Below are 24,436 nucleotides of genomic sequence, written 5' to 3' on the forward strand. Positions count from 1 at the left end.
CAGGTTGAATTCTCCCTGATCAACGTGCGACTGTCTGCTTCGGCCGCGGTCGAGACAGCGCCCGCAACGGAAGGGGGATTGTCGTGTTCGATCCTGTTCGCCGTTTTCGGCTCGCGATGGGCCGACCGGCCCCGAGCCCGAACGGAACCTGCTGATGGCCGACATCACCGTCCGACCCATGACGCCGCGCGACGCCGAGCGGGTGCTGGCGATCTACCAGGCCGGCCTCGACGCGGGCCACGCCAGCTTCGAGACCACCGCCCCGACCTGGGCGGCATTCGACGCGGGGAAGCTGGACGACCACCGGCTCGTGGCCGTCGACGGCGAGGGAACCGTAATCGGCTGGGTCGCCGTGTCGCCGACGTCGAACCGGGCGGTCTACGCCGGGGTAGTCGAGCACTCCGTGTACGTCGATCCGAACGCCCGAGGACGTGGCGCGGCCCGGATGCTGCTGGACGCACTCGTCGCCTCGACCGAAGCGGCCGGGATCTGGACCATCCAGTCCGGGGTGTTTCCCGAGAACACCGCCAGCCTCGCCCTGCACGAGCGGGCCGGCTTCCGGGTCGTCGGCATCCGCGAGCGGGTCGGCCGCCACCACGGCCGCTGGCGTGACGTGGTCCTGCTGGAGCGCCGCAGCCCCGTCATCACCTGAACCGTCCGGCTCCGTCCGCAGCCGCCGCCCACCTGCACGACGGACGGGCGTGGTCAGCGGCGTCGCCAGCGGATCGGCAGCCGCTTCACGCCGCGCTGGAAGTTCGAGCGCAGGTAGTCGGGTGGGCCCGCGTACGTGACGCTGGCGGTGCGGGCGAGCAGCTCCTGGAACAGCGCCCGCAGCTGGCACCGGGCCAGGTGCGCGCCGATGCAGAAGTGCGGCCCGTGACCGAAGACGAGGTGCGGGTTGGGGTGACGGGCGAGGTCGAGCCGGTCGGGCTCGGCGAAAACCCGTTCGTCGCGGTTGGCCGACGCGAACGAGACCACCACCTTGTCCCCGGCCCGCACCGGCACCCCGGCGACGGCGGTGTCCGCCGTGGCGGTACGCCGGAACACCATCACCGGCGTCCACCAGCGCAGCAACTCGTCGACGGCGGTGTCGAACAGCGTCGGGTCCCGGCGCAGCCGCGCCATCTCCGCCGGATGCTCCAGCAGGGCGATCATCGCGCCGGGCAGGCCGTTGCGGACGGTCTCGTTGCCGGCCACGGCGAACAGCCAGAACATGTTCTCGAACTCGTCCACCGAGAGCCGGTCGTCGCCGCGGTGCGCCAGCAGGACGGACATGACGTCCTGGCCCGGGCTGCGGCGCTTCGACTCGGCCAGCAGATGCGCGTACGCGTAGAGGTCGGCCATGCCGGCCCGGGTGCGCGGATCCGGCATCCGGCCGTCGGCGTCCGGCACGGGCCGGTGCCGCAGCGCCTCGCGGGCCGCGGCGGTGCCGGCCTGCGGGTCGAAGGCGGCGGACACGGCGTAGTCCGGATCCTGGAACCCGATCACCCGGTTCGACCAGTCGTACAGCAGCCAGCGGTCGCGCTCCGGCACCCCGAGCACGTCCGCGAGAGTGAGCAGCGGCAGGTCGGCGGCGAGATCGCGGACGAAGTCGCAGTTGCCCTCGTCCGCGTCGCCGAGCGCGCGCTCGACGAGCGCCGCCGCGTTCGCGCGGATCGACGCCTCCAGCGCGGCCACCGCGCGCGGGGTGAACGAGCGGGCGACCGGCCGGCGCAGCCGGCCGTGCTCCGGCGGATCCATGTTGAGCATCATCCGCCGGACGTAACCCAGGTCCTCCGGGGTCGCCGGGTCGCGGATCTGGGTGGCGCCGAGCGCGGACGAGAAGAGCCCTGGCTGCTTGAGCACGGCCGTCACGTCGGCGTGCCGGAGCACCAGCCAGAAGCCCGGACCGCCGGGCAGCCCGAGCAGCGGCGGCTCCTCGACCCACACCACCGGGCTGGTCGCGCGGAGCGTGGCGAGCAGCTCGTACGGGACACCGCCGACGTAGGTGCGGGGGTCGACCAGGGGCGCCGGGCTGACGCTCACTGCCCGAGGAACTCCTCGAGCACCGTGACCAACCGCACCGGGGTCTCGTACATCGCGTAGTGCCCCGCGTTGGCGATTACCTCCAGCCGGGCGTTCGGGTAGTGGCGCATCCAGGTCTCGCGCATAGTGTCGGCGCCCAGCGCCGGGTCGTGCTCGCCGACGACGGCGAGCGCCGGTACCTGGTTGCCCTTCACGTCGTCCGTGAAATCGGTACGCGCCCAGGCGGTGAGGTAGGCGCCGAACGCCTCCCGGGTGGAGTGGTCGAGGGAGAACCGCACCATCTCGTCCAGCCAGCGGCCGGACAGCCGGTTGCCGGTGGTGAGGTCGATGATGGCGCGCCGGTTGCCCGGGTTGGCGGCGGCGCCGTCGAACAGGGCCCAACCCTGCAGGTCGAAGGGAACGCCACCGGCCGGGACGGGGCTGATGCCGACGAGCCGTTCCACCCGCCCCGGCGCGTCGGCGAGCACCCGCTGGGCGGCGCTGCCGCCCATGGAGTGCCCGACCACCGAGAACGTGTCCCAGCCGAGGGAGTCGGCGAGGGCCAGGGCGTCACGGGAGATCTCGGCGATGCTGTGGTCGCCCGCGACGCTGGTGCGCGCGCCGTAGCCCCGGTAGTCCAGGAAAGCCCAGGTGAAGCGCTCGGAGTCGATCAGTTCCGGCAGCCAGCCCCAGCCCCGCGCTGACCCGAACCAGCCGTGCAGCGCCAGCACCCTGCGCGGCCCGTGCCCGACGGTGACCGGGCTCGCGTCGGAGTCACCGACGCTCGTGTGGCTGATCGACATGACGGCGACCCCTTTCGCTGTTGCGGCGCTGCGACCGAAGTGAACAACCTGAGGCCGACGAGGTGAAGGCTGTCGTCGTGAAGGCGACCGTAGCCCGCTTGTGGATCGGCCGGAAGGGTGGTCGGCGCCCCGCGCCGGGTCAGGTGGTGGCCCGCTGAAGCTCCGGCTCGTAAGCGACCGGCTCCGAGCCGGCTCGGCGGATGGGCGTGAACAGTCCGCCGATCGCGACCAGGAGACACCCTGTTCCGGCGACGAGAGCCACCGCGGTGACGCCGTACCGGCCGGCGGCCCAGGTCAGCACCGCGGCACCGGCCGGGCCGAGCGAGTAGTGCGTGCTCCAGAAAGCCGACGTGACCCGCCCGAGCAGGTGGTCGGGCGTGATCTCCTGGCGCAGCGACATCGAGCAGATCCCACCCACGCTGACGCCGCACAGGTATACCGCGGTCAGCACGGTGACGCCGGGCACGTTTCCGACGACGCCGATGCCGGCGACAGCGAGACCGCACATCGACACCGCGCCGATCCAGGTGACGCCGAAGCCACGCCTGCGGCGTAACGGCGCCGCCAGCAGCGCTCCGGCGATCGTGCCCAGCGCCGCCAGCCCGAGCACCGTGCCGACGGTGCCGTCGGAGCCGCCGAGGTCGTTCTTGACGTGGTAGATGAGCACGTCGGTGAAGCCGTACGTCAGGAAGATGAAGACCGACAGCAGGATGGTCAGCGAGCGGAGCACGGGCTGACGCCAGAGGAACCGAGCGCCGGCCAGGAACTCGGCCAGCCGCTTCTCCCGCCCCACCCCGCCGCCGGTCCCTTCACCCTCGGCGGGCTGCCGGAGCCGGACCAGCCAGAGGCCGGCGGCTGACAGGGCGAAACTGGCCGCGTTGATGGCGATGGCGGCCGTGGGACCGAACCGGGCGGACACCACACCCGCGAGCAGCGGCCCGCCCACGGCCGCCGTCGCGTAGGTCGCCTGGAGCCGCCCGTTGGCTTCGGTGATCCGGTGTCGGTCGACGAGGTTGCGCACCGCGGTCACCGCGGCGACCTGGAACACCATGCCGGCCGCTTCGCAGATCGGCAGGACGACGAAGAGCAGCCAGATCTGTGGGCCGGCGAGCCAGGCCAGGGGAACGAGGGCGTAGAGCACCAGGCGGGCCAGGTCTGCGGCCACCATGAGTGTCCGCCGGTCGTACCGGTCGACCAGGACGCCGCCGAAGACCCCCGCGCCGACGGAGGCGGCGCCGGCCACGGCCGTGAGCAGGCCCATCTGGGCGACCGACCCGGTCGCGTGCAGCACGAGCAGCGGCACCGCGATGTAGGCGAACGAGTCACCGGCGGCGGAGAGCGACTGCGCCGCCCAGTACGCGCCGAAGTTGCGGTCACGCCACAAGGGAGGCTGGGCCGGACCGACGCGTTGGCTCATACCCGGCGAGGATAGTCTCGCCACCCCTGGACGACCTTCGTGTCGGCCGCCACCGGCCGGTCGTGCTTCAGCGGTAAGTGAGGCGGGAACCGTCCAGGGCCGGGAGGAACCGTGACCTCCAGGGTTACGGGCCCCACTCCGGCGGCGATGAGCCGGTCCTACGAGATGCCGGCCGCGCGCAGGCACTCCCACCGGGCGGTGTGGCGCCACCGGCGTACGCTGCCGCGATGAGCGCTCCGTCGCGCATCCTCATCTACGCGGTGTACGGCGCCGGCAAGTCCACCCTGGCGGCGCGGCTGGCCCGGCACCTGGGGTTGCCGTGGTACCCGGTCGACGACCTGCTCTGGGAGCCCGGCTGGGTCGAGGTGCCGGTCGCGCAGCAGCGCAGCCGGATCGAGGCGATCTGCCGACGCGACCGATGGATCCTCGACGGGGCGTACCACGGGTGGCGGGACGTGGTGCTGGCCCGCGCCGACCTGGTCGTCGGCCTGGACTACCCGCGCTGGTGCTCCTTCGGGCGCCTGCTGCGTCGCACCGTCCGCCGGTTGCGGACGGGGGAGGAGATCTGCAACGGCAACCGCGAGTCGCTGGGCAGCGTGCTGTCCCGGGACTCGATCCTGGTGTGGCACCTCACCGCGTTCGGCCGGGCCCGGCGGCGGATGCGGTCATGGCAGACCGACCCGGCCGGACCGCCGGTGCTGCTGTTCCGCTCTCCGGAAGCCCTGGAACGCTGGCTGGCCGGCCTGCCCCGCCGGTGAGCCGGGGCCGGCACGCCCGGCTCACGTCGTCGACGGCGGTCCACCGGTAGAGTTCGTGACGGGGACGAGCAGGTGACACGGGAGGTTCAAGATCTCCACTCTCGACCACGTCGTGCTCACGCTACCGTTCCGCGGCACGTGGCTCGCGCGCAACAGCCCGGCCCGGCGCGTGCCGAGCCACGGCACCCACCTGTTCGCCACGACGTACGCCATGGACTTCGTCGCGGTGCGGGGCCGGCGCACGGCGACCACGCGGGACTGGCGCTCGCTGTTGGCCGCGGAGCCGGTGGAGCGGTTCTTCGCGTTCGGTCAGCCCATCCTCGCGCCCGCCGCCGGCAGGGTGGTGTCGGTCCACGACGGCGAGGCGGACCACGTGGCGCGGCGGTCGCCGCTCGCGCGGGTGCCCTACGCCCTGACCCAGGCGTCCCGGGCGCGCGGGGGCGCGGGCGCGCTCGCCGGCAACCACGTCATCCTCGAGTTGGAGGGCCGTTTCGGGTACGTCGTGCTCGCCCATCTGCGCGCCGGCTCGATCCGGGTGGGCGAGGGCGAGCCCGTCGCGGCCGGCCGGGAGCTGGCCGACTGCGGCAACTCGGGCAACTCCACGCAGCCGCACCTGCACATCCAGGTCATGGACTCCGCGGATCCGTTCGCCGCGCGTGGCCTCCCCATGTCCTTCCGGGACTATCGGGCGTGGCGTCGACCCGGCGGGCCGCCGGTCGTGGTCGACCGGGGCGTTCCTCACGAGTCGGAGGTCGTCGAACCGTTGTGACGCGCCGGATCCGGACGGTGGGGGAGCAGCGTGGTCGCCTCAGCCCACCTTGGGTACGGCGCGGGAGATGATCGTGGCGAAGTCGACCCCGGTCGGCAGTGTGCCGAACGCGTGGCCGTGTTCCCCGCCGAGGCGCGAAACGCAGAAGGCGTCGGCGACGGCGGGGTGGCCGTGCCGCACCAACAGCGAGCCCTGCAGGACCAGCGCCAGCCGTTCGACGACGCGGCGGGCCCGCAGTTCGAGGTCGCCGTGGTCGGCCAGGTCGGCCCGCACCTGTCGTACGGCGGCGTCGAGCCGCGGGTCGGCGCCGGCGGCGGCGGCCACCTCGGCCTGGAACGCCTCCATGACCTGCGGTTCCTTGGCGACGGCGCGCAGGACGTCCAGCGCGGCGACGTTGCCGGACCCTTCCCAGATCGAGTTCAGGGGCGACTCGCGGAACAGTCGCGGCATGCCGGACTCCTCGACGTAGCCGTTGCCGCCCAGGCATTCCAGGGCCTCGGCGGCGTGCGCCGGCCAGCGCTTGCAGACCCAGTACTTGCCGACGGCGAGGGCGAGCCGCTTGAACGCGGTCTCGCCGGCGTCACCGCGCGCGGAGCGGTCGGTCGCCCCGGCGAGCCGCATCATCAGGACGGTGGCGGCCTCGGACTCGACCGCGAGGTCGGCGAGGACGTTGCGCATCAGCGGCTGGTCGACGAGGTACCGGCCGAAGGCCTGCCGGTGGGTGGCGTGGTGGACTGCGGTGAGCACGCCCTGGCGCATCCCGGCCGCCGCACCGATGACGCAGTCGAGGCGGGTCAGGTTGACCATGTCGATGATAGTGCGCACGCCACGACCCTCGTCGCCGACGCGCCAGGCCACCGCGTGCTCGTACTCGACCTCCGCCGAGGCGTTGGACCGGTTGCCGAGCTTGTCCTTCAGGCGCATCAGCCGCATCGGGTTGCGCGTGCCGTCCGGGAGGATCCGCGGCACGAGGAAGCAGGTGAGCCCGCCCGGCGCCTGGGCGAGGGTGAGGAAGACGTCGCACATCGGCGCCGAGGTGAACCACTTGTGCCCGAGGAGCCGGTAGGTGCCGTCCGGCTCCGGGCGGGCGGTGGTGGCGTTGGCGCGTACGTCCGAGCCGCCCTGCTTCTCCGTCATCGACATGCCGGCCAGCAGCCCCCGCTTGCCCAGCGGCGCGCGCAGCCCGAAGTCGTACGTCGCCGCGGCGAGCAGCGGCTCGTACCGTGCGGCCAGCTCCGGGTTGTGCCGCAGCGCCGGCACCGCCGCGTACGTCATGGAGATGGGGCAGCCGTGCCCGGCGTCGGGGCGCCAGGTGTAGAACTTGGCGGCCCGGGCCACGTGTGCGCCGGGCCGGTCGTCCGCCCACGGCGCGGCGTGCAGCCCGTGCGTGACCGCGGTGCGCATCAGCTCGTGCCAGGCCGGGTGGAACTCCACCTCGTCGATCCGGTGGCCGTAGCGGTCGTGGGTGCGCAGGACCGGCGGGTGTTCGTTCGCCAGCCGACCGTACTCGATCGCCTGCTCGGTGCCGCCGATCCGGCCGAGCTCGTGCAGCTCCGCGGTGGCCCACCCGGCACCCTCCCGGGCGAGCCCGTCGAGCAGCGCCGGGTCGTCCGCCGCGTCGTAGCCGGCCAGCGGGGGGACCTGGTTGAGAACCTCGTGCGTCGTCACGGCGACACTCCAATCGCACGGTGGATGAACGTGATCAGGCTGGGGATGGTGCTCGGGCCGGCGACCCCGGCCGCCAGCGGGCCGACCATCGCTTCGGCCAGGGCGCCGACGAGAGCGGTCGCGGTCAGCTCCGGGTCCTGTGGGGGCAGCTCACCGCTCGCCACGCCGGCCGCGACGTAGCCGGCGATCAGTTCGGCGTACGCCCGGCGGAAGACGAGCCGTTCGGCGTCGACCGCCGGGTCGACCGGCTCGGCGAGCAGGGCGTACGCCAGCCGCGGGGACTGCAGCGCGCGGCCGGCGAACGTCTCGATGACGGCGGACACCTGCGCGGCGGCCGTGGACTCCAGTGCTGCCGCGCGCGCGACCGCGTCCACCTCCCGCTGGGAGGCGGTGCGGAACACCTCGGCGAACAGGTCGGCCTTGGTGGGGAAGTGGCGGTAGACGCTGCCGGTCGCCATGCCGGCCCGCTCGGCGACGGCGGCGACGGAACATCCGGCGTACCCGTGCCCGGCCATGATCTCCAGTGCGGCGACGATGATCCGGTCGCGGGACGCGCTCAGCCGAGCTTTCACACGGTCGGTGCTCCGGTAGACCACCCAAGAATTGAACCATCATTCAAACCTTGGTCACAAGGTGGTGGCGGGGCGCGGGCGCGCGGCGCTGACGTCGGTTCACCGTGGTGTCACGATCGGCGTCAGCCGGCGGCGACGCACCGCTCAGGTGAGGGTGGCCACCGCGTACGCGGCCGCCTCGGCGATGACGGCCTGGTCGTACCCGGCGTCCCGGGTGGCCTTGCTGGACATGATCGAAACGACCAGTGGCGCGGCGCCCGGGGGCCACACGACGGCGATGTCGTTGACCGTGCCGTAGTCGCCGGTCCCGGTCTTGTCGGCCACGGTCCAACCCTTCGGTACGCCAGCCCGGACGCGTCGGGCGCCGGCGCCGGTGGCGTTGCGTTCCAGCAGGTCGCGGAGAAAGGCGCGCTTGTCGGCCGGCAGCGCGTCACCCAGGACGATCCGCTGGTAGTCGGTGCCGATCGCCCGGGGGCACGTGGTGTCGCGCGGGTCTCCCGGGATAGCCGACACGATCTTGGGCTCGACCCGGTCCATCCGCGTGACCGTGTCGCCGAGGCCACGCGCGTACGCCGTCAGTCGAGCCGGCCCGCCGAGGTCGCGGAGCAGGAGGTTGCCGGCCGTGCCGTCGCTGTAGCGGACGGCGGCGTCACAGAGTTGGCGGATCGTCATCCCGGTGGCGACGTGCTTCCTGGTGATGACGGCGCTCTTCATGAGGTCGCCTTCGGTGTACCTGACGACCGTGTCGAGATGCGACAGCGGGTTGTGCGCCAACACCGCTGCTGCCGCCAGTCCCTTGAACGTCGAGCAGAACGCGAACCGTTCGTCCGCCCGGTGGGCGATGGTGACGCCGGTGCCGGTGGCCAGGGCATACATCCCCAGGCGTACGTCGAACTTCCGCTCCAGCTCGACCAGGCGTTCGTGCCGGTTGTCCGCCGCGGCAGTGGGGGAAGAGGACGCGGAGGCAGCAGGAGCGGAGGGAGCGACAGCGGATGGCCCGTCCTTCGCGCATCCGGCCAACGGCGAGAGTACCGCCGTCCCCAGCAGCGCACGGCGAGTGATGGTCGGTTGCGACGACGGGTCGCGGGTCATCGGCACTCCATTCGCGGGTCGTGAGCGACGAGCCGATCCGTCGACTGCTGCCGTCGGACGGCTTCATGATCTTTCCGATCGTGGGTTACACGCACCGTCACCCCTGCGCGGTTGCCGACCCTTCCGCCGCGGACTGATGTCGTGGTGCGCGACGCCGGGGGCTACCCGCTGGGCGTCGACAGCGTCATCGGTCAGCGGTACGCCGGTGGTACGGGAAGGCGGGGTGGGTGCCGACGAGCGCCGGGTGCTGGGGCTGGCCGAGCAACTCCTGACCCGGGAGTGCATGCGGCGGGCCGGATTCGAGCTGTGGGTGGTGCCGCCCGCCCCCGCCGACCCCAACCAGCGGTACTTCGCCGCAGGGAGCGTGACCCGGTGACACCGGGGCAGGATGGGCACGTGTACATCGAGCCGGTCGACTGCGCGCCCGAGCAGGCGTTCCCGCGAGCGATCCTGCGGCAGCGCTGGGAGGACCTCACCTTCCTGCACTGGGCGGTCGCTCCGGAGCTCGTCGCGCCGCTGCTGCCCGCCGGGACGCGTCCGGACACCCTCGACGGGCTCAGCTATGTCGGCCTGATCGGCTTCCGCATGGTGGGGCTGGGCCTCGGCCGCGGGCCGGGGGTGCCGTACCTCGGCAGCTTCTGGGAGACCAACGTCCGGCTCTACTCGGTCGACGGCACCGGCCGGCGGGCCGTGGTGTTCCGCTCGCTCGACGCGTCCCGGCTGCTCATGGTGCTGGCTGCTCGGACGGCCCTGCGGCTGCCCTACATGTGGTCGGCGATGCGGCTGGACCGGGACGGCGACCGCTACACCTACCGATGCCGGCGTCGCTGGCCCGGCCCGCGAGGTGCGACGAGCCGGATGGTGGTCCGGGTGGGCGGGGCGATCGCCGAGCCGACCCCGCTGGAGCATTTCGTCACCGCCAGATGGGGGTTGCACACCCGGGCGTACGGTCGCACACGGCACCTGCCGAACTGGCATCCCCGCTGGCCGCTGCACCGGGCCGAGCTGCTGCACCTGGACGACGAGCTGGTCACCGCCGCCGGGCTGCCGGCGCCGACCGGACCGCCGGCCAGCGTGCTGTATTCCCCCGGCGTGCCGGTCCGGTTCGGCCCACCGGCCGCCCTGCCCCGGTCTCGCTGATCACCGGCCCGAATCTGTGGGTGGCGCGCACCACCAACCGGGTGTCAAGGGCACCGCCGACCCGAACACCCGGCCGGCGTGCGCCGTCCGCCGTCCGTCCGGCGCTAGGGTCGGGCCCTATGCGGACGAAGCAGGAGCTGAGCGAGGCCATCCGGCGGGAGCGGCGGGCGGTGTTGGTCGTCAACGCCCACTCCCGCCGGGGCCGCCAGCTCTACGAGGAGACCCGGTCGCGGCTGGTCGCGGCCGGCTTCACCCTGCTCGGCGCGTACCCGGTCGACCGGCCCGCCGAACTCGAGCAGAGCCTCGCCGCCGCCGCCGACCTCGGGCCGGACCTCCTGGTCGCCGGCGGTGGCGACGGCACGATCGGCACCGCCGCGCGCCTGCTCGCCCACCGCGACATCGCGCTCGGCCTGCTGCCGCTGGGCACCACCAACAACTTCGCGCGTACGGTGGGCATCCCGCTCGACCTCGACGCGGCGGTCGCGGTCCTCACCGACGGCAAGGTGATCGACGTCGACCTCGGACTCGTGGGCAACATGCGGTTCACCAACCACATCGGCATCGGCCTCTCCGCCGACGTGATGCTCAGGACGCCGCCCCGGCTCAAGCGGGTCATCGGCCGGATCGCGTACCCGATGACCGCACTGGCGCTGCTGACCCGGCACCGGCCGTTGCGCGCCGCCGTGCGCGCCGAGGGGCGGCGGCACGAGTTCCTCACCCACCAGCTGTACGTCGCGAACGGCGGCTTCCACGCGGGGCGGCCCATCACCGCGGACGCGGACGCCGACGACCGGCTGTTGGTCGCGTACCCGGTGGGTGGCCCGACCCGCCGCGGACTGCTGCGGGACACGGCGCGCAACGCGGCCACCGGCCATCGCCGCACCCTCGTCGACGAGCCGTTCCTCGCCGTACGCGAACTCTGGCTGGAGACCGACCGGCCGGCGCCCGTGGAGGTGGACGGGGAGCCGTACGGCGAGACCCCGATCCGGATCGGCCTGGACCCCAACGCGCTGCGCGTCATGGCCGCCGCCGACAGTCTGGACCGCTAGGGCGGGGCCGGGAGCCCTTCCTGGCATTACCCCACCTCGCGCTGGGCGCAGGTGATGGCCCACGATGCGGGCTGCCCAAGTCAGGCAGGCATCAGGAACCGCTGACCCGCGGCTGCTGGTGGTCGGTCAGCCGGAACCCGACGCCGCGTACCGCGTCGATGGTCACGCCGGTGCCGAGTCCGGCGAGCTTGCGCCGCAGCCGCTTCACCAGCGACTGCACGTCGGCCCTGCGCTGCAGCCCCTCGTCACGCCAGACCGTCCGGTGCAACTCGGCGTAGCTCCACACCCGGATCGGCTCGGTGGTCAGGCTGATCAGCAGGTCGTGCTCAAGTCGCGTCAGGCCGACCTCGCGATCGCGGCAGCGAGCGGTGGACCGGGCCGAGTCGATCAGCAGCGTGCCGTCAATGGCCTCGGGCGCGGCGGCAGGGGGCGTCGGGGGGAGCCGCTGCGGGGCCGCGATCAGCCTGCGCAGCTCGTCGAGATCGGAGACCAGCAGCAGCGGCGCGACGCCTTCGAGGCGCTCCGCGAGTCGGATCCGCTCGGCCGGCGACGGTGTCACCGCGATCACCAGCGGAAATTGTTCCTCGGCCGGATCGCGCCCGTCCGGCACCGTGCCTTCGTCGTGTGCCCCCACAGCACCCACCCCGAAACGATGGGCAAGTTTCTGCCCAAGCTTCGTCATGCTCGTGACAAAAATTGGCAAGCTTCCCGACGGCTGGTCAACTGTTAGTGACAGATTGCTTACGGCAAGTTCTTGATCGTCCTTTCATGTCGATCATAGTGTCCAGACGGGCAGCCGGCGTGACCCGCGCGGTTGCCTGGGGGCCATGGAGGGGTGCGTTCCGCTTCATCCACTCGGGGAGGCGCGTTCCCCGCACCCTCCACCGTGGCTCGTTCCACTCTGGGTCGTTCTGGAGGAGGCGCCACCTATGTTCAGACGTCCATCCACGAGACGCACAGCCAGATCCCTGGTGAGTGCCGGCGCGGCCTTGGTCCTCGCCGCGACAGGCCTGGCCGCATTCGGCTCCGGCGCACAGGCCGCGCTGACCGGGACAGGAGCAGCCTCCGCAGACGGCAAGATCCGGCCGGAGCTCAGCAAGCAGCTCCAGGGCAAGACCGAAGGGGATTTCTGGATCCGCTTCAAGGACAGGGCGGACCTGAACCAGGCCGCAGCGATCAAGGACTGGGACAAGCGCGGCGCCGCGGTCGTGGCGGCGTTGAAGAAGACCGCCGCCGAGAGCCAGACCAAGATCCGTGCCGAGCTCGACGGCGCGGGCGCGACGTACGAGACCTTCTGGGCGACCAACGCGATCAAGGTCAGCGGCGGCTCGCTGGCGATGGCGCAGAGCATCGCCTCCCACGCGGAGGTCGAGGGCCTGTACGCCCCGGTCGCCTACCAGGTGCCCGAGGTCACCAAGGGCACCGACGAGAAGACCGTCAACGCCCTCGAGTGGGGCATCGCCAACATCAACGCCGACGACGTCTGGTCCCAGTACGGCGTCAAGGGCGCCGGCATCACGGTGGCGAACATCGACACCGGGGTCCAGTTCGACCACCCGGCGCTGGTGAACTCCTACCGCGGCAACAACGGCGACGGCACGTTCGACCACAACTACAACTGGTACAACGCCGCCGGGACCTGCGCCGCGGCGCCCTGCGACAGCAACGGCCACGGGACCCACACCATGGGCACGATGGCCGGCTCCGCGGGCGCGAACCAGATCGGTGTGGCACCCGAGGTCAAGTGGATCGCCGCGAACGGCTGCTGCCCCAGCGACGCCGCGCTGGTCAACTCCGGCCAGTGGATGCTCGAGCCGACCGACCTCAACGGCCAGAACCCGGACGTCAGCAAGCGGCCGAACATCATCAACAACTCGTGGGGGACCACGAGCCCCTCCAACGAACCGTTCATGGAGGACGTGACGCTGGCCTGGACCGCGTCGGGCATCTTCGGTGTCTGGTCCAACGGCAACAACGGGTCGGCGTGCCAGACCAGCGGCTCCCCGGGCAGCCTGGTCAGCAACTACTCGGCCGGCGCCTACGACATCAACAACAACATCGCCGGATTCTCGTCGCGTGGCGTCGGCCAGAACGGCGAGATCAAGCCCAACATCGCGGCGCCCGGCGTGAACGTCCGGTCGAGCGTTCCCGGCAGCAGCTACGCCAGCTACAACGGCACCTCGATGGCCGCCCCGCACCTCGCGGGCGCGATCGCGCTGCTGTGGTCCGCGGCACCGGCGCTGGTCGGCGAGGTCAACCCGACCCGCGCGCTGCTGGACAACGCGGCGGTCGACAAGGCCGACGCCCAGTGCGGTGGCACCACCGACGACAACAACGTGTACGGCGAGGGCCGGCTGGACGCGCTCGCGCTGCTCAACGCGGCCCCGATCGGCGACACCGGCACCCTGGCGGGCAAGGTCACGGACGCGTCCACCGGCAACCCGATTCCGGGTGCCACGGTGGCCCTGTCGGGCGCGGCGGACCGCGAGCTGACCACCGCTGCCGACGGGACGTACTCGTCGCTGCTTCCGGTCGGTGACTACCAGGTCGCCGTGACGGCGTTCGGCTACGAGGGCAAGACGACGCCGGCGACGGTCAACAAGGACGCGACCACGACGATCAACGTCGCGTTGACGGCGGTGCCCAGCGTCACCGTCAGCGGCTCGGTCACCGACGGCTCCGGGCACGGCTGGCCGCTCTACGCCAAGGTGACCGTCGAGGGTCCGTCCGGTGTGTCCGACTACACCACGCCCGTCAACGGCCACTACAGCATCCAGCTTCCGGCCTCGGCCACCTACCGGCTGAAGGTCGAGGCGCAGTACCCGGGCTACCAGACCGTCACCAAGGAGGTCGTGGTCGGCGGCGGCAACGTCACCGCCAACGTCGCGGTTCCGGTGAACACCAACACCTGCACCACGGCGCCCGGCTACCGGTTCGGCTCCGACGGCGTGTACGAGACGTTCGACGGCACCGGCGTGCCGGCCGGCTGGTCCGTGGTGGACCACGCGAACACCGGCCAGGTCTGGAAGTTCACCGACGACGGCGGCCGTCGCAACCTGACCGGCGGCACCGGCAACTTCGCGATCGTCGACAGCGACGAGTACGGCTCCGGTGGGCGGCAGGACACGTCCCTCGTCAGCCCGGTCGTCAACCTGACCGACGTCGCGGCCCCGGTGATCCGGTTCAACCAGGACTACAACTGGCTGGGCAGCGACCGCGCCGACGTCGATCTCAGCATCGACGGTGGCACCACGTGGACGAACGTGCTCCGGCAGGCGGCGGACGTCCGTGGGCCACGGGTGACCGAGATCCCGATCCCGCAGGCCGCCGGCCAGGCGCAGACCCGGGTCCGGTTCCACTACTACGACGCCTCGTACGAGTGGTGGTGGGAGGTCGACAACGTGCTGATCGGCAGCCAGGTCGTCTGCCAGCCGACCAACGGTGGCCTGGTGCTCGGCCACGTCCGTGACAAGAACACCGACGGCTACGTCAACGGTGCCACCGTCACCAGCGACGACCGGCCGGCGGAGAAGGCCACCACCGTGGCGACCCCGGACGACGCCGGGCTGGCCGACGGCTTCTACTGGCTGTTCTCCTCGCTGACCGGCAACCACAAGTTCACCGCGAAGGCCGGCAACTACGTCAGCCAGAGCAAGCAGGTCGACGTCCAGGCGGACGCGGCGACTGCGGCGGACTTCCAGCTGGCGGCCGGCCGCCTGTCGGTCCAGCCGGCTGCGGTAAGCGGAACGGTCCGAATGCCCACCGGCATGGTCAGCAAGCCGTTCACGGTGACCAACACCGGCGGTGCCCCGGTCGACGTGGAGTTCAGTGAGCGTGACGGCGGGTTCACCCTCCTGCGCGCCGACGGCTCCCGGATCAGCAAGCAGCAGGTGCTCGGCTCCACCGGCGCGCCGGAGCAGCGGCTCACCGCCCCGACGTCGTTCGCCGCGGCGGCGACCGGCAAGTCGGCGACGGCGTCCGCCGCGGTCGGCCCGCAGGCCGCGCCCTGGACCGACATCGCCGACTACCCGGCGAACGTGATGGACAACCGGGTGGTGAACCTGGACGGCAAGGTGTACTCGATCGCCGGCACCAACGGGTCGGCGTCCACGACGAAGAACTTCGTCTACGACCCGATCGCGCAGACCTGGACGCCGATCGCCGACCTTCCCGGCGCCCGCAACGCCATGACCGTGGGCGTCGTGGACGGGAAGATCATCGCGACCGGCGGTTGGGCGGCGTCCGGCCCGGACGGCACCACCTGGTCGTACGACCCGGCGGCCAACACCTGGACGGAGAAGGCCGACAACCCCGCGCCGCGCTCCGCAGCCGGGCAGGCGGTCGTCGACGGCAAGCTGTACGCCGTCGGTGGCTGCACCAGCTCGGCCTGCACCCCGATGTCGAACGACGTGGTCCGGTACGACTCGGGCAGCGACAGCTGGGAGACGGTGGCCGACTACCCGAAGTCGGTGGCCTTCGCCTCCTGCGGCGGGATCGACGGCATCCTCTACTGCACCGGTGGCAACGACGGCTCCGCCGCGCAGAAGTCCAGCTACGCCTTCGACCCGGGGGCCAACACCTGGACCCCGATCGCCGACGCGCCGGTCGACAGCTGGGCCAGCTCGTTCGCTGTCGCCAGCGGCAAGCTCCTGGTCGTCGGCGGTGTGCAGGGCGGGGCCATCACGAACGCCGGCGTCGCCTACGACCCGGCCACCGACTCGTGGTCCAACCTGCCGAACGCCAACACGCCGCGGTACCGCGGTGCCGCGGCGTGCGGCTTCTACAAGGTTGGCGGCTCCTCCGGCAGCTTCAACGCCACGCCCGACAGCGAGGCGCTGCCCGGCTTCGAGGAGTGCGCCGAGGGCGGCGCCGACGTCAGCTGGATGACGATCGACAAGACGGCGGTCACGCTGGCGCCGGGCGAGCAGGTCACGGTCACCGTCGGGATGACGGCGAACGTCGACCAGCCGGGCACCTACTCGGGTTCGGTCGCCATCAAGGAGAACACCCCGTACACGGTCGACCCGGTAGCGGTGACCATGAACGCGCAGCAGCCGAAGACCTGGGGCAAGCTGATGGGTACGGTCACCGGGACGAGCTGCCAGGGTGCCAGCTCGCCGCTTGCCGGTGCCGTCGTCCAGGTCGACTCGTGGGCGCAGTCGTGGACCTTCGCCACCGACGCCCAGGGCAAGTACGCCTACTGGATGGACCGTCGGAACAACCCGCTGACGTTGATCGTCGCCAAGGACGGCTGGAAGCCTCAGACCCGTCAGACGACGATCAACGCCGTCACCCCGACGGTGGAGGATTTCGCACTGTCCCCCACCCGTTGTTGACAGCTGACCATTAGCTGACAGTCCGGCCCGCCTGGTCATCGACCAGGCGGGCCGGATCAGTCTCGAGGGCGGCGAGCGGTGCGCCCAGGAGTGCGCGTCCGAGGGCTGCGACCGATGTGTGGCGCCCCGCCCGGCAGCGCCTTTGGGCTCGCTCGGCGGCGGCGGATCGTGGTCAGGCCGGGGCGAGGCGGAAGCCGACCCCGCGGACGGCGTGGATCGTCGCCGAGGCGTTCAGCCCGGCCAGCTTGCGCCGCACCCTCCGCACGACCGAATGTATGTCGGAGCCGCGGCCGAGGTGCTCGTTGCCCCAGACCTTGAGGTGCAGCCGCTCGTACGTCCATACCTGCCCGGGCGCGGCCACCAGGCACAGCAGGAGATCGTGCTCCAGGCGGGTCAGCTCGATCTCGCGGTCCCGCCAGCGCAGCACCCGTCGGTCGGAATCGACGCTGAGGTCGGGTGGTGGCGCAGTGGTGCCGCCGGCGGCCGCCGTGACCACGGTCTGGACGGCTGGGGACGCTGCCCCTGGCGGCGGGGTCTCCACCACGTCGAGGAACTCCCGTGCCTGGTCGACGCTCGAGACGATCAGGAACGCCTCCGTCCCACCGAGCAGTCGCGCGAGCTGCCGGCGTTCGGCCGGCGAGGAAGCGATTCCGATGACCAAGGACACGGCCGGGATCCCCCTCATGCCCCACCCCTTCCGGCTCCCCACCCGTTCCGGGACAGTTACTATACGACGCCGATCAATCGGTTAGTGGCCCTGGCAGAGTGTCATCCCGCTTCGGTCAAATGTGGTTACGTTCTGGCATCAATAAATGGGTGGTTTCGCGGCGCGAACGGAAGCGGCGAGACCTTTCGTGGTGGGTTGACCGATCTTTCGGACATGGGCGCTCCGGCCGGCGACCGGGTGAGGGCCCCCGTGGCGCCTGCGTGCCGGCCGCCGTGTCGAGCCCACTGGTCGTTGCGGGACGCGCGGACGGCTCGGGCGTCGCGGCAGCCGACCTCTCGTATGCGGCGTGGTCGTTGTCCGCTTCAGCCGACACCCTGCTGAAACACACGTGTGCCAATTACGGTCACGGGTCGACGGTATTTCGGCGCGGGTCCGGGTCGCGTCGCCCCACACATTGGCGGCGTCCTGAATTGCTTGACGGACAATTCCGGTATCGCAATGACACTGCCCCGCCTGGCATGCGTGGGCGGGCAGGATGGCCGTGCCAGGGCTGGAACGGGCCTCCGGGCCGCCCTGCCATGCGGGTGGCGGTGCCGCCGGGATCAGCCGCCGCGTGGGGCGTACATGATGACCGCCACCCGAACGAAACAGCTGGCGGCCAGCCGGATCGACCGGACGGCCGTCGTGCGCCGGTAGCGGGCGCGCCTCCCGGCCGCCTGCCCGGTCACGGACGCGCGGGGTCGCGGCCGTCCTGCGGGCCGGCGTCGGCGCGCCGGGCGGCGGCGAGGAAGGCGTTGTACCGGGCGAGGTCGTCCTCCTCGCCGGTGGCCTCGGCCCGGTCGGCCGCCCGGTCGAGGCGGCCCTGCTCGCGCCGGTCGGCGCGGATCCACTGACGCACCAGCACGATCATGACGAACGCGGCCGGTACCTCCCCGAAGGCCCAGGCGATGCCCGCGCCCAGCTTCTGGTCGTCGAGCAGGGAGGACGCCCACGCGGGGTGGACGGCGGAGTACCAGTCCGGGGCGATGAGGGTGGTGCTCTGCATCAGGACGAGGCCGAAGAAGCCGTGGGCCATCATCGCGGCCAGGTGGAGGATCACCAGCAGGGGAGGGGCGAGCCTCGGCCGGCCGGGGTCGACCCCGATGAGCACCCAGAACAGCAGGTATCCGGCGGCCACGTAGTGGATGAGCATGGCCAGGTGGCCGACGTGGGACCGCATCAGCATGCCCAGCAGGTCGCTGAAGTACAGGCCGAAGAGGCTGCCGGCGTAGATGCCCAACGCGACCACGGGATGGGTGAGCAGCTTCGCCGGTCGGCTGTGCAGCACCATCAGCAGCCACTCCCGGGCGCCGCGGACCTGCGGGTCCGTGGGCCGGCGCAGGGCGCGGAGGGCGAGGGTGACCGGGGCGCCGCCGACGAGCAGGATCGGCACCAGCATCGACAGCACCATGTGTTGCACCATGTGGGCGCTGAACAGCACGTACGCGTAGCGGGCCACGCCCAGGTCGGTGATCGCGGCCAGCAGCAGCATGCCGGCCAACCAGCTCGCGGTGCGGCTGACCGGCCAGCGGTGCCCGGCCCGGTGCAGCCGCCACACGCCGGCCAGGTAGCAGCCGACCCCGGCGACGGTGAGGGTCAGGAAGAACATGTCCGGCAGCGGCTGGCCCACCAGGAGTGCCGGGGTCGGCGCGGCGGGCATCGGAAAGCCGAGCAGCTCGGTGATCGGATCGGCGTCGAGCGGGTCCCCGGACACCGGCGTGGGGCTGCGGGACAACGCCACCGACAGCCCGACGGTGGCGGCGAACACGACCAGCTCGCCGGCGGCCAGCCGGCCGAACGCGCCGGAACGGCCCGCGCGCAGGGCCGGCAGGGTCCGCGACCGGTGCAGGGCGCCGAGGACGCCCAGGATCGTCAGCGCGACGAGCTTGCCGAGGACCAACCAGCCGTAGCGGGACTGCCACAGCTCCGCCACGGAACCGAGGCGCACGACGGCGTTGGCGGACCCGCTGACCGCGACGGCCGCGAAGCAGCCCAGGGCGAGGCGGCTGTACCGGCCGGCGGTGTCGGCGAGCTGCCGGCTGCGGCGGATCATCAGCAGCGCCGCCAGCCCGCCGGCCCACAGCGCGGCGGCCAGCACGTGCAGGGCGAGGCTGGTCACCGCGATCTGGTGGTTGCCCGCCCCGGCGGCGTGCCCGGTGAACGCCGGCGGCAGCACCGCGACCAGGGCGACCAACGCCACGACGGCGGCGAGCCCGCGCGACACCCCCGCCCGCGCCAGCACTGCCGCCACCAGGGCCAGCCCCGCCTGCAGCAGCAGCGCCTGGCCCTGGGAGATCGAGGAGGCGAAGCTGACCACGGTGGCGAGGCTGAGCCCGTCCACGGGGACGCCGAGCAGGTCCGAAACCGTCAGCACGATCAGCGCCGACGCGGCCACGGCCCAGCCCGCGGCCGCCGTGCCGGCGCGGCGCAGCAGCAGCCAGCCGTGCGGGGACACGCTAGGACCGTCGCCGGGCAGCAGGAACGCGGCCGTCACCACCATCCCCACCGTCAGGGTGGCGAGGCCGTCGGCGAGCAGCCGGACCACGGGCAGCGCCCACGCCGTGACCGGCCCGGGATCGGGCAGACCGGGGATCGCGGCGGTGAGCGCGCCGCCGGCGCGCAGGCCGAGCAGGAGCACGGCCACCGCCGACGCCACGGCCGCCACCGGCACGAGCCAGCCGCCGCGACCGCTGGCCGCCGGCCGTACCCCGCGGGCGGTCGCCCCTGCGGTGGGGCCGGCATCCGCGGCCGCGCGCCCGGCGTCCGGGACGGGGGCCGGGTGGGAGATGGTGTTTGGCACGTCGGTTTCCTTGCTGATGGGGAGGGCGGTGGTCGCCCGGTAGGGCTGCCCGGCGGGGCGGCCGATGGGGCGTCGACCTTTCCGGTCGGCTGGGGGGGTGTGTCAGGCGCCGGCGCGGCGACGACGCCACAGCACGGCGGCACCGCCGATGACGGCGGCCAGGACCCCGGCGGCCACCACCAGCGCCGTGGTGCCCGGCCCCCCGCCGGAGCCGCTCGCTGAGGTGGCGGGGCCGGCCGACGGGGTGGCCGGGCCGGCGGCCGGTGGGGCGCTGCTCGCCGCGGTCACCTGCGGGCTGGCGCTCGCCGAGGGGTCCGCGACGGTGAACCGGTACGAGCCCTGCACGGGGTGCCCGTCGGCCGAGACGACCCGGTAGGCGACGGTGTAGGTGCCGTTGGCCAGCGGTCGGTCGATCGTCACCGTCCCCGTCGTTCCGGTGACGACGGGCTCGCCGGTGGCGACCTTCGCCCGGGCGGCGTCGGTCAGTGCGATGGTGGTGAAGGCCGGATCGAGCTTCTGCATGAACGTCAGCCTGACCTGGGTCGGCGCCGTGGCCAGCCGGGCCTCCTTGGCGGGGCTGGCGGACTGCAGCGTGTTGTGCGCGGCGGCGGGAGCGGCCGGCACGAGCAGCAGCGCGGCCGCGGCCAGCGCGGCGGTGACGAGACCGGCTGCGGTCGGGCGGCGGAATCGGGTGGGCATCTCTGGTGCTTCTCCTGGTGGGGTGGTGGTCAGCCGAGCAGTTGTTGGCCGATCCAGCCGCCGTCGGGGCAGCCGGGCGGGACGGCGAAGACGGCGGAGCCGATCGGGGTGGTCCACTCGTTGAGCAGGTCCCGTTCGGCGAGGCGCCGCTGGATGGGGAGGAACTGGCGGTCGATGTCGGCCTGGTAGGAGGCGAAGATCAACCCGCTGTCGGCGGTGCCGTCGGCGGTGGGTACCCCGTCGTAGTTGTAGGGGCGGCGGAGGATCTTCAGCCGGTCGTCGCCGACGTGGGCGCGGGTCAGGTGGGAGAAGTCGGGGATGACGGCGAGCCCGTCGGGGCCGGTGGCGGCGAAGTCGGGCACGTCGTGTTCGGCAGCGCCGGTCAACGGGGCGCCGGTGTCGAGGCGGCGGCCGACGGCGAGTTCCCGGTCGGCGCGGCCGAGCAGGTCCCAGGTCTCCATGTTCATGCTGATCCGGCGGACGACCAGGGTGCTGCTGTCGCGCAGCCACGCCGGCCCGTCGGGCACCCACACCGTGGTCTCCAGCGGCCCACCTGGCCTGGGGTTGGCGGTGCCGTCGAGCTGGCCGAAGAGGTTGCGCTGGGTACGCCCGCCGGGTTCGACGCCGGCGCCCCGCCGGAAGCCCTGCTGCACCCACCGGACGGCGGCGAACGGCCGGCTGTCCTTTACCAGGACCCGCTGGGCGTGGGCGACGGTGACCGGGTCGTCGGCGCAGATCTGCAGCAGCAGGTCCCCGCCCGACCAGCGTGGCTGGAGCCGGTCGACGCGGAACGAGGGCAGGGCGGCCACCGACGCCGGCCGCCGGTCCGCCAGCCCGGCGGCGGCGTAGAGGCCGGGGCCGAAGCCGAAGGTGACGGTCAGCCGGGCGGGCAGCAGCCCGAGTTCCGGCTCGGTGTCGGCCAGCGCGGGCCGCCCCTGGGTGAGGCGGGCCGCGTCGTCGGTGAGCAGCCGAAGCATCCGGCCCAGCGCCGCCCGGTCGGTGCCGGGCCGCAGGGTGAACGCCACGAACGACGCGTGTGCCTGCGGCTCGGTGGCGACGCCGGCCTGCCGGGGCCCGTGGAACGGCTCGACCGCCCCACCGACCTCGGCGACGGGCAGCGTCGCGACGGGCCGTACCCCCGGGTCGGAACGGGTGGCGGTGACGGCGGCGGCGCCGGCCAGGGTGCCCCCGGCGGCCAGGGCGCCGCCGGTGAGCAGGCCGCGCCTGCTCACCGGGCGGGCGGTGGGCACTCCGGTCACGACGCCGGGCTGGTGGTCGTCGCGGGCTTGCCGCTCGTGCCCGGTGCGGGTTCGCCGTGGCCGGGGGCGTAGCTCTCCTGCGCACCGGTGAACGGCTTGGCCACCGCGGTGAACGTCTGGGTCCGGCCGTCGGCGAAGGTCAGCGTGACGCTCACCTGGTCGCCGGCCCGCACCGGCCGCCTGAGGCCCATCAGCATCAGGTGGTCGCCACCGGGCTCCAGCACGTGCGTGCTTTTGGCCTTGACCACGATGCCGCCCTCCTTGGCCCGCATGACCATCTGGCCGTCCCGCATGGTCATCTCGTGCAGTTCCATCGGCGACACGTCGGTGGCGGCGCCGGTGATGGTGACGTCGGTGTCGCCGTCGTTGACCAGGCTGGCGAACGCCGCGGTCATTCCCGTGTCGGCTGCCTTGACCCACGGGTCGCGGACGCCGAGCGCACCCGCCACGCTCACCGTGGCCGACGGTGACGGGCTGGTCGCGGCGGCCGACGAGCCGTCGGACGAGCCGCAGCCGACCGCCCCGCCGAGCAGGAGGGCGACGCAGGCGAGGAGTGCGGCCGGTCGGCGACGCGAGCCGGCGGGCATGGTGCGGAGCATCGGGCAGGTCCCTTCGAACGATGACGCGACGTTCGGTTGGTCGGCCCGGTGGTCGGAAAAGTTCCGGCCGAGAGCCGATCCTGTCCGAAAATGATCAGGCCGCATGACGGTCGGGGACGCGGGCGGAACCGGGGTACGGCGGCAGCAGCCGCAGCCCCGGCGATTCGGGCTGCTCCTCGGCGGGCAGGTGCCAACGAGGCTCGTCGGTGCGGTCGCGCCGCACCGGGCCGCCGGGGCGCAGACCGGGGCGGGACAGCGCGACGACGAGCGCGTAGCCCACGAGCAGGAAACCGTGGCTGACCAGCCGGGTGCTGTCCACCCGCCCCGTCGCCAGGTCGTTGACCGACAGCAGCACCAGCGTGCCGACGAACGCGCTCAACATCGGCACCAGCCCCGTCGGGGGAGTGCGCCGGGCCGCGACGAACAGGAAGCCGGCGCCGACCGCGACGTTCCAGGCCGCCGACTCGTGCCACAGATGCCCCGCCGCCAGCCCGTCGGCTACCGGATGCACGTGTGGGCCGGCGACGCCCCGCCCGATCTGTGCCAGGCCCAACATCAGCTGCAGCGCCCCGATCAGCCCCAGCACCGCCCGCAGGCTGACCACGGCCCGCCCCCGCAAACCGAGCACGGCCCGCCCGGGCCGCCGGCGCGGCGGCACCTCGGGCAGCGCGTCGAGGACGACGTCCGTGAGGTCGTCACCGGCGACCATGACCGACAGCCTCGCCCGCCGGGTCACCGCCGCGGCCCGGTCGAACCACGTCCGGCAGCTGCCGCACCCGGCCAGGTGTGCCTCGGCCGCCGTCCGCTCGGCGGGGGACTCCTCCCCGTCCAGCTGCGCCGACAGCACCTCACGCCACTGCTCACACCCCATGCACGGGTAGTCGTTCCGATGCTGCCGTCGGTTCCCGACGATTTTGCCCGCCGCCGCTGCGGCCCTGCTCAACCGGGGTGGGGCCGCTCAGCCGGCCGCGTTCTCGCCCGGCCGCGCGGCCGTCGACCGGCCGCCGCCGCCCATGGCGGCCACGAGGTCCTCCCGGGCCCGGGCCACCCGGGAGCGGATCGTGCCGACGGGGCAACCGCAGACCTCCGCCGCCTCGGCGTAGGACAGGCCGAGCACCTGGGTGGCGACGAACGCCTCGCGCCGGTCCGCCGGCAGCGCCGTGACCAGCTGCTCCAGCACCACCTGCCGGTCGAACGCGCTCCGCGACGCGTCAGCGGTGTCATGCCCGTCGGTCAGCGGCACGGTCCGCGGACGGGACGTGGCGGTCCGGATGTGGTCGACGGCGACCCTGCGGGCGATCGCGAGCAGCCACGTCCGCGCCGACGACCGCCCGGCGAACGACCGCAACGACCGCACCGCCCGCAGGAAGGTCTCCTGCGCGAGGTCGTCCGCCTCCGCGGGGGAGACCAGCACGGCGAGGAAGCGCCGGACCTGCTGCTGCGTCGCCCGGACGAACCGGGCGGCGGCGTCCCGGTCACCCTGGCCGGCGGCCAGCGCCCACGCGGTGATCTCCGCGTCTTCGGCCATCCGGCACCTCCCGTCAGCCCACCGCAGGACGGACACGGCGGTCACGACAAGTCGTAGTAGTAACCGGACGGTACCGTACCGCGGGCGATGCGACGTATCTCTCCCTGCGGTAGTTCGCCAGACCGGATCGGATCAACCGGGCCGAGAGGCCTCGGCGTGACGCCGCCGCGCCGGGCGGGGACGCGAGGGCCGCGTCGGATCGGCGGCCCGTCGCCCCGGGCGGTGAATCCGACCAGG

At 72.8% G+C, this 24,436-nt stretch carries 21 protein-coding genes; 7 read left to right on the top strand and 14 right to left on the bottom strand.

The genetic code is table 11. From position 1 onward, the window contains the following. Positions 1-154 precede the first annotated feature (154 nt). Entirely contained in the window at positions 155-652 is a 498-nt protein-coding gene (locus ACGF5C_RS11580; protein WP_393299927.1) for a GNAT family N-acetyltransferase, read from the top strand. A 53-nt stretch (positions 653-705) separates the two neighbouring features. Here the strand turns inward: ACGF5C_RS11580 and ACGF5C_RS11585 are convergent, their stop codons facing one another. The 3 genes from ACGF5C_RS11585 to ACGF5C_RS11595 form a co-directional block, all read right to left on the bottom strand. Further along, the gene (locus tag ACGF5C_RS11585; protein WP_393299930.1) at positions 706-2,025 is read right to left on the bottom strand and encodes a cytochrome P450; all 1,320 of its coding nucleotides are present in this window, start codon (positions 2,023-2,025) and stop codon (positions 706-708) included. Further along, positions 2,022-2,807: an alpha/beta fold hydrolase gene (locus tag ACGF5C_RS11590; RefSeq protein WP_393299933.1), complete on the bottom strand. Its 786-nt coding sequence runs from the start codon at positions 2,805-2,807 to the stop codon at positions 2,022-2,024. Before ACGF5C_RS11590 ends, ACGF5C_RS11585 begins: the two co-directional genes overlap by 4 nt. 139 nt (positions 2,808-2,946) lie before the next feature. After that, positions 2,947-4,224, bottom strand: coding sequence for an MFS transporter (locus ACGF5C_RS11595; RefSeq protein WP_393299936.1), 1,278 nt, complete (start codon positions 4,222-4,224; stop codon positions 2,947-2,949). 227 nt (positions 4,225-4,451) lie between these two features. Here ACGF5C_RS11595 and ACGF5C_RS11600 point away from each other — a divergent pair, with 227 nt between their 5' ends. Both ACGF5C_RS11600 and ACGF5C_RS11605 read left to right on the top strand, forming a co-directional pair. Then, the gene (locus ACGF5C_RS11600) at positions 4,452-4,982 is read left to right on the top strand and encodes an adenylate kinase (RefSeq protein WP_393299939.1); all 531 of its coding nucleotides are present in this window, start codon (positions 4,452-4,454) and stop codon (positions 4,980-4,982) included. 112 nt (positions 4,983-5,094) lie between these two features. Continuing rightward, positions 5,095-5,751: a M23 family metallopeptidase gene (locus tag ACGF5C_RS11605; RefSeq protein ID WP_393299942.1), complete on the top strand. Its 657-nt coding sequence runs from the start codon at positions 5,095-5,097 to the stop codon at positions 5,749-5,751. 39 nt (positions 5,752-5,790) lie between these two features. Here ACGF5C_RS11605 and ACGF5C_RS11610 read toward each other — a convergent pair whose 3' ends face one another. The 3 genes from ACGF5C_RS11610 to bla all read right to left on the bottom strand — a co-directional run bounded on the left by ACGF5C_RS11610 (position 5,791) and on the right by bla (position 9,083). Then, positions 5,791-7,419 carry an isovaleryl-CoA dehydrogenase gene (locus ACGF5C_RS11610; protein WP_393299945.1) on the bottom strand — a complete coding sequence of 543 codons (1,629 nt, stop codon included), beginning with the start codon at positions 7,417-7,419 and terminating at the stop codon, positions 5,791-5,793. Beyond that, positions 7,416-7,991 carry a TetR/AcrR family transcriptional regulator gene (locus ACGF5C_RS11615; protein WP_393299948.1) on the bottom strand — a complete coding sequence of 192 codons (576 nt, stop codon included), beginning with the start codon at positions 7,989-7,991 and terminating at the stop codon, positions 7,416-7,418. Before ACGF5C_RS11615 ends, ACGF5C_RS11610 begins: the two co-directional genes overlap by 4 nt. Positions 7,992-8,135: 144 nt before the next feature. After that, entirely contained in the window at positions 8,136-9,083 is a 948-nt protein-coding gene (gene bla / locus ACGF5C_RS11620; protein WP_393299951.1) for a class A beta-lactamase, read from the bottom strand. 223 nt (positions 9,084-9,306) lie between these two features. Here bla and ACGF5C_RS11625 point away from each other — a divergent pair, with 223 nt between their 5' ends. The 3 genes from ACGF5C_RS11625 (at position 9,307) to ACGF5C_RS11635 (ending at position 11,272) form a co-directional block, all read left to right on the top strand. Beyond that, entirely contained in the window at positions 9,307-9,459 is a 153-nt protein-coding gene (locus ACGF5C_RS11625; protein ID WP_393299954.1) for a hypothetical protein, read from the top strand. 20 nt (positions 9,460-9,479) lie between these two features. Further along, on the top strand, positions 9,480-10,223 hold the full coding sequence (locus ACGF5C_RS11630) for a YqjF family protein (RefSeq protein WP_393299957.1): 744 nt from the start codon (positions 9,480-9,482) through the stop codon (positions 10,221-10,223). Between the two features lie 119 nt (positions 10,224-10,342). After that, a complete protein-coding gene (locus ACGF5C_RS11635; RefSeq protein ID WP_393299960.1) occupies positions 10,343-11,272 on the top strand; it encodes a diacylglycerol/lipid kinase family protein in 930 nt (309 codons plus the stop codon). Between the two features lie 91 nt (positions 11,273-11,363). Here ACGF5C_RS11635 and ACGF5C_RS11640 read toward each other — a convergent pair whose 3' ends face one another. Beyond that, entirely contained in the window at positions 11,364-11,906 is a 543-nt protein-coding gene (locus tag ACGF5C_RS11640) for a winged helix-turn-helix domain-containing protein (RefSeq protein ID WP_393299963.1), read from the bottom strand. 337 nt (positions 11,907-12,243) lie between these two features. Between ACGF5C_RS11640 and ACGF5C_RS11645 the strand changes: the two genes are divergently transcribed. Continuing rightward, positions 12,244-16,608, top strand: a complete 4,365-nt coding sequence (locus ACGF5C_RS11645; protein WP_393299965.1) for a S8 family serine peptidase — start codon at positions 12,244-12,246, stop codon at positions 16,606-16,608. A 172-nt stretch (positions 16,609-16,780) separates the two neighbouring features. On the opposite strand, the gene ACGF5C_RS11650 is transcribed toward ACGF5C_RS11645, so the two are convergent. The 7 genes from ACGF5C_RS11650 to ACGF5C_RS11680 form a co-directional block, all read right to left on the bottom strand. Then, the gene (locus ACGF5C_RS11650) at positions 16,781-17,293 is read right to left on the bottom strand and encodes a winged helix-turn-helix domain-containing protein (protein ID WP_393299968.1); all 513 of its coding nucleotides are present in this window, start codon (positions 17,291-17,293) and stop codon (positions 16,781-16,783) included. A 706-nt stretch (positions 17,294-17,999) separates the two neighbouring features. Beyond that, positions 18,000-19,985, bottom strand: coding sequence for a cytochrome c oxidase assembly protein (locus ACGF5C_RS11655; RefSeq protein ID WP_393300458.1), 1,986 nt, complete (start codon positions 19,983-19,985; stop codon positions 18,000-18,002). Positions 19,986-20,216: 231 nt separating this feature from the next. Further along, entirely contained in the window at positions 20,217-20,813 is a 597-nt protein-coding gene (locus ACGF5C_RS11660) for a copper resistance protein CopC (protein ID WP_393299971.1), read from the bottom strand. A gap of 29 nt (positions 20,814-20,842) precedes the next feature. Continuing rightward, entirely contained in the window at positions 20,843-22,045 is a 1,203-nt protein-coding gene (locus ACGF5C_RS11665; RefSeq protein ID WP_393300461.1) for a Dyp-type peroxidase, read from the bottom strand. A gap of 23 nt (positions 22,046-22,068) precedes the next feature. Continuing rightward, positions 22,069-22,659 carry a copper chaperone PCu(A)C gene (locus tag ACGF5C_RS11670; RefSeq protein ID WP_393300464.1) on the bottom strand — a complete coding sequence of 197 codons (591 nt, stop codon included), beginning with the start codon at positions 22,657-22,659 and terminating at the stop codon, positions 22,069-22,071. 106 nt (positions 22,660-22,765) lie between these two features. Continuing rightward, positions 22,766-23,542 carry a zf-HC2 domain-containing protein gene (locus ACGF5C_RS11675; protein ID WP_393299975.1) on the bottom strand — a complete coding sequence of 259 codons (777 nt, stop codon included), beginning with the start codon at positions 23,540-23,542 and terminating at the stop codon, positions 22,766-22,768. Positions 23,543-23,629: 87 nt separating this feature from the next. Continuing rightward, positions 23,630-24,199 carry a sigma-70 family RNA polymerase sigma factor gene (locus ACGF5C_RS11680; protein ID WP_393299978.1) on the bottom strand — a complete coding sequence of 190 codons (570 nt, stop codon included), beginning with the start codon at positions 24,197-24,199 and terminating at the stop codon, positions 23,630-23,632. Positions 24,200-24,436: the final 237 nt, after the last annotated feature.

The organism is Micromonospora sp. NPDC047620 (assembly GCF_043205005.1).
In the GTDB taxonomy this organism is placed as follows: Bacteria; Actinomycetota; Actinomycetes; order Mycobacteriales; family Micromonosporaceae; genus Micromonospora.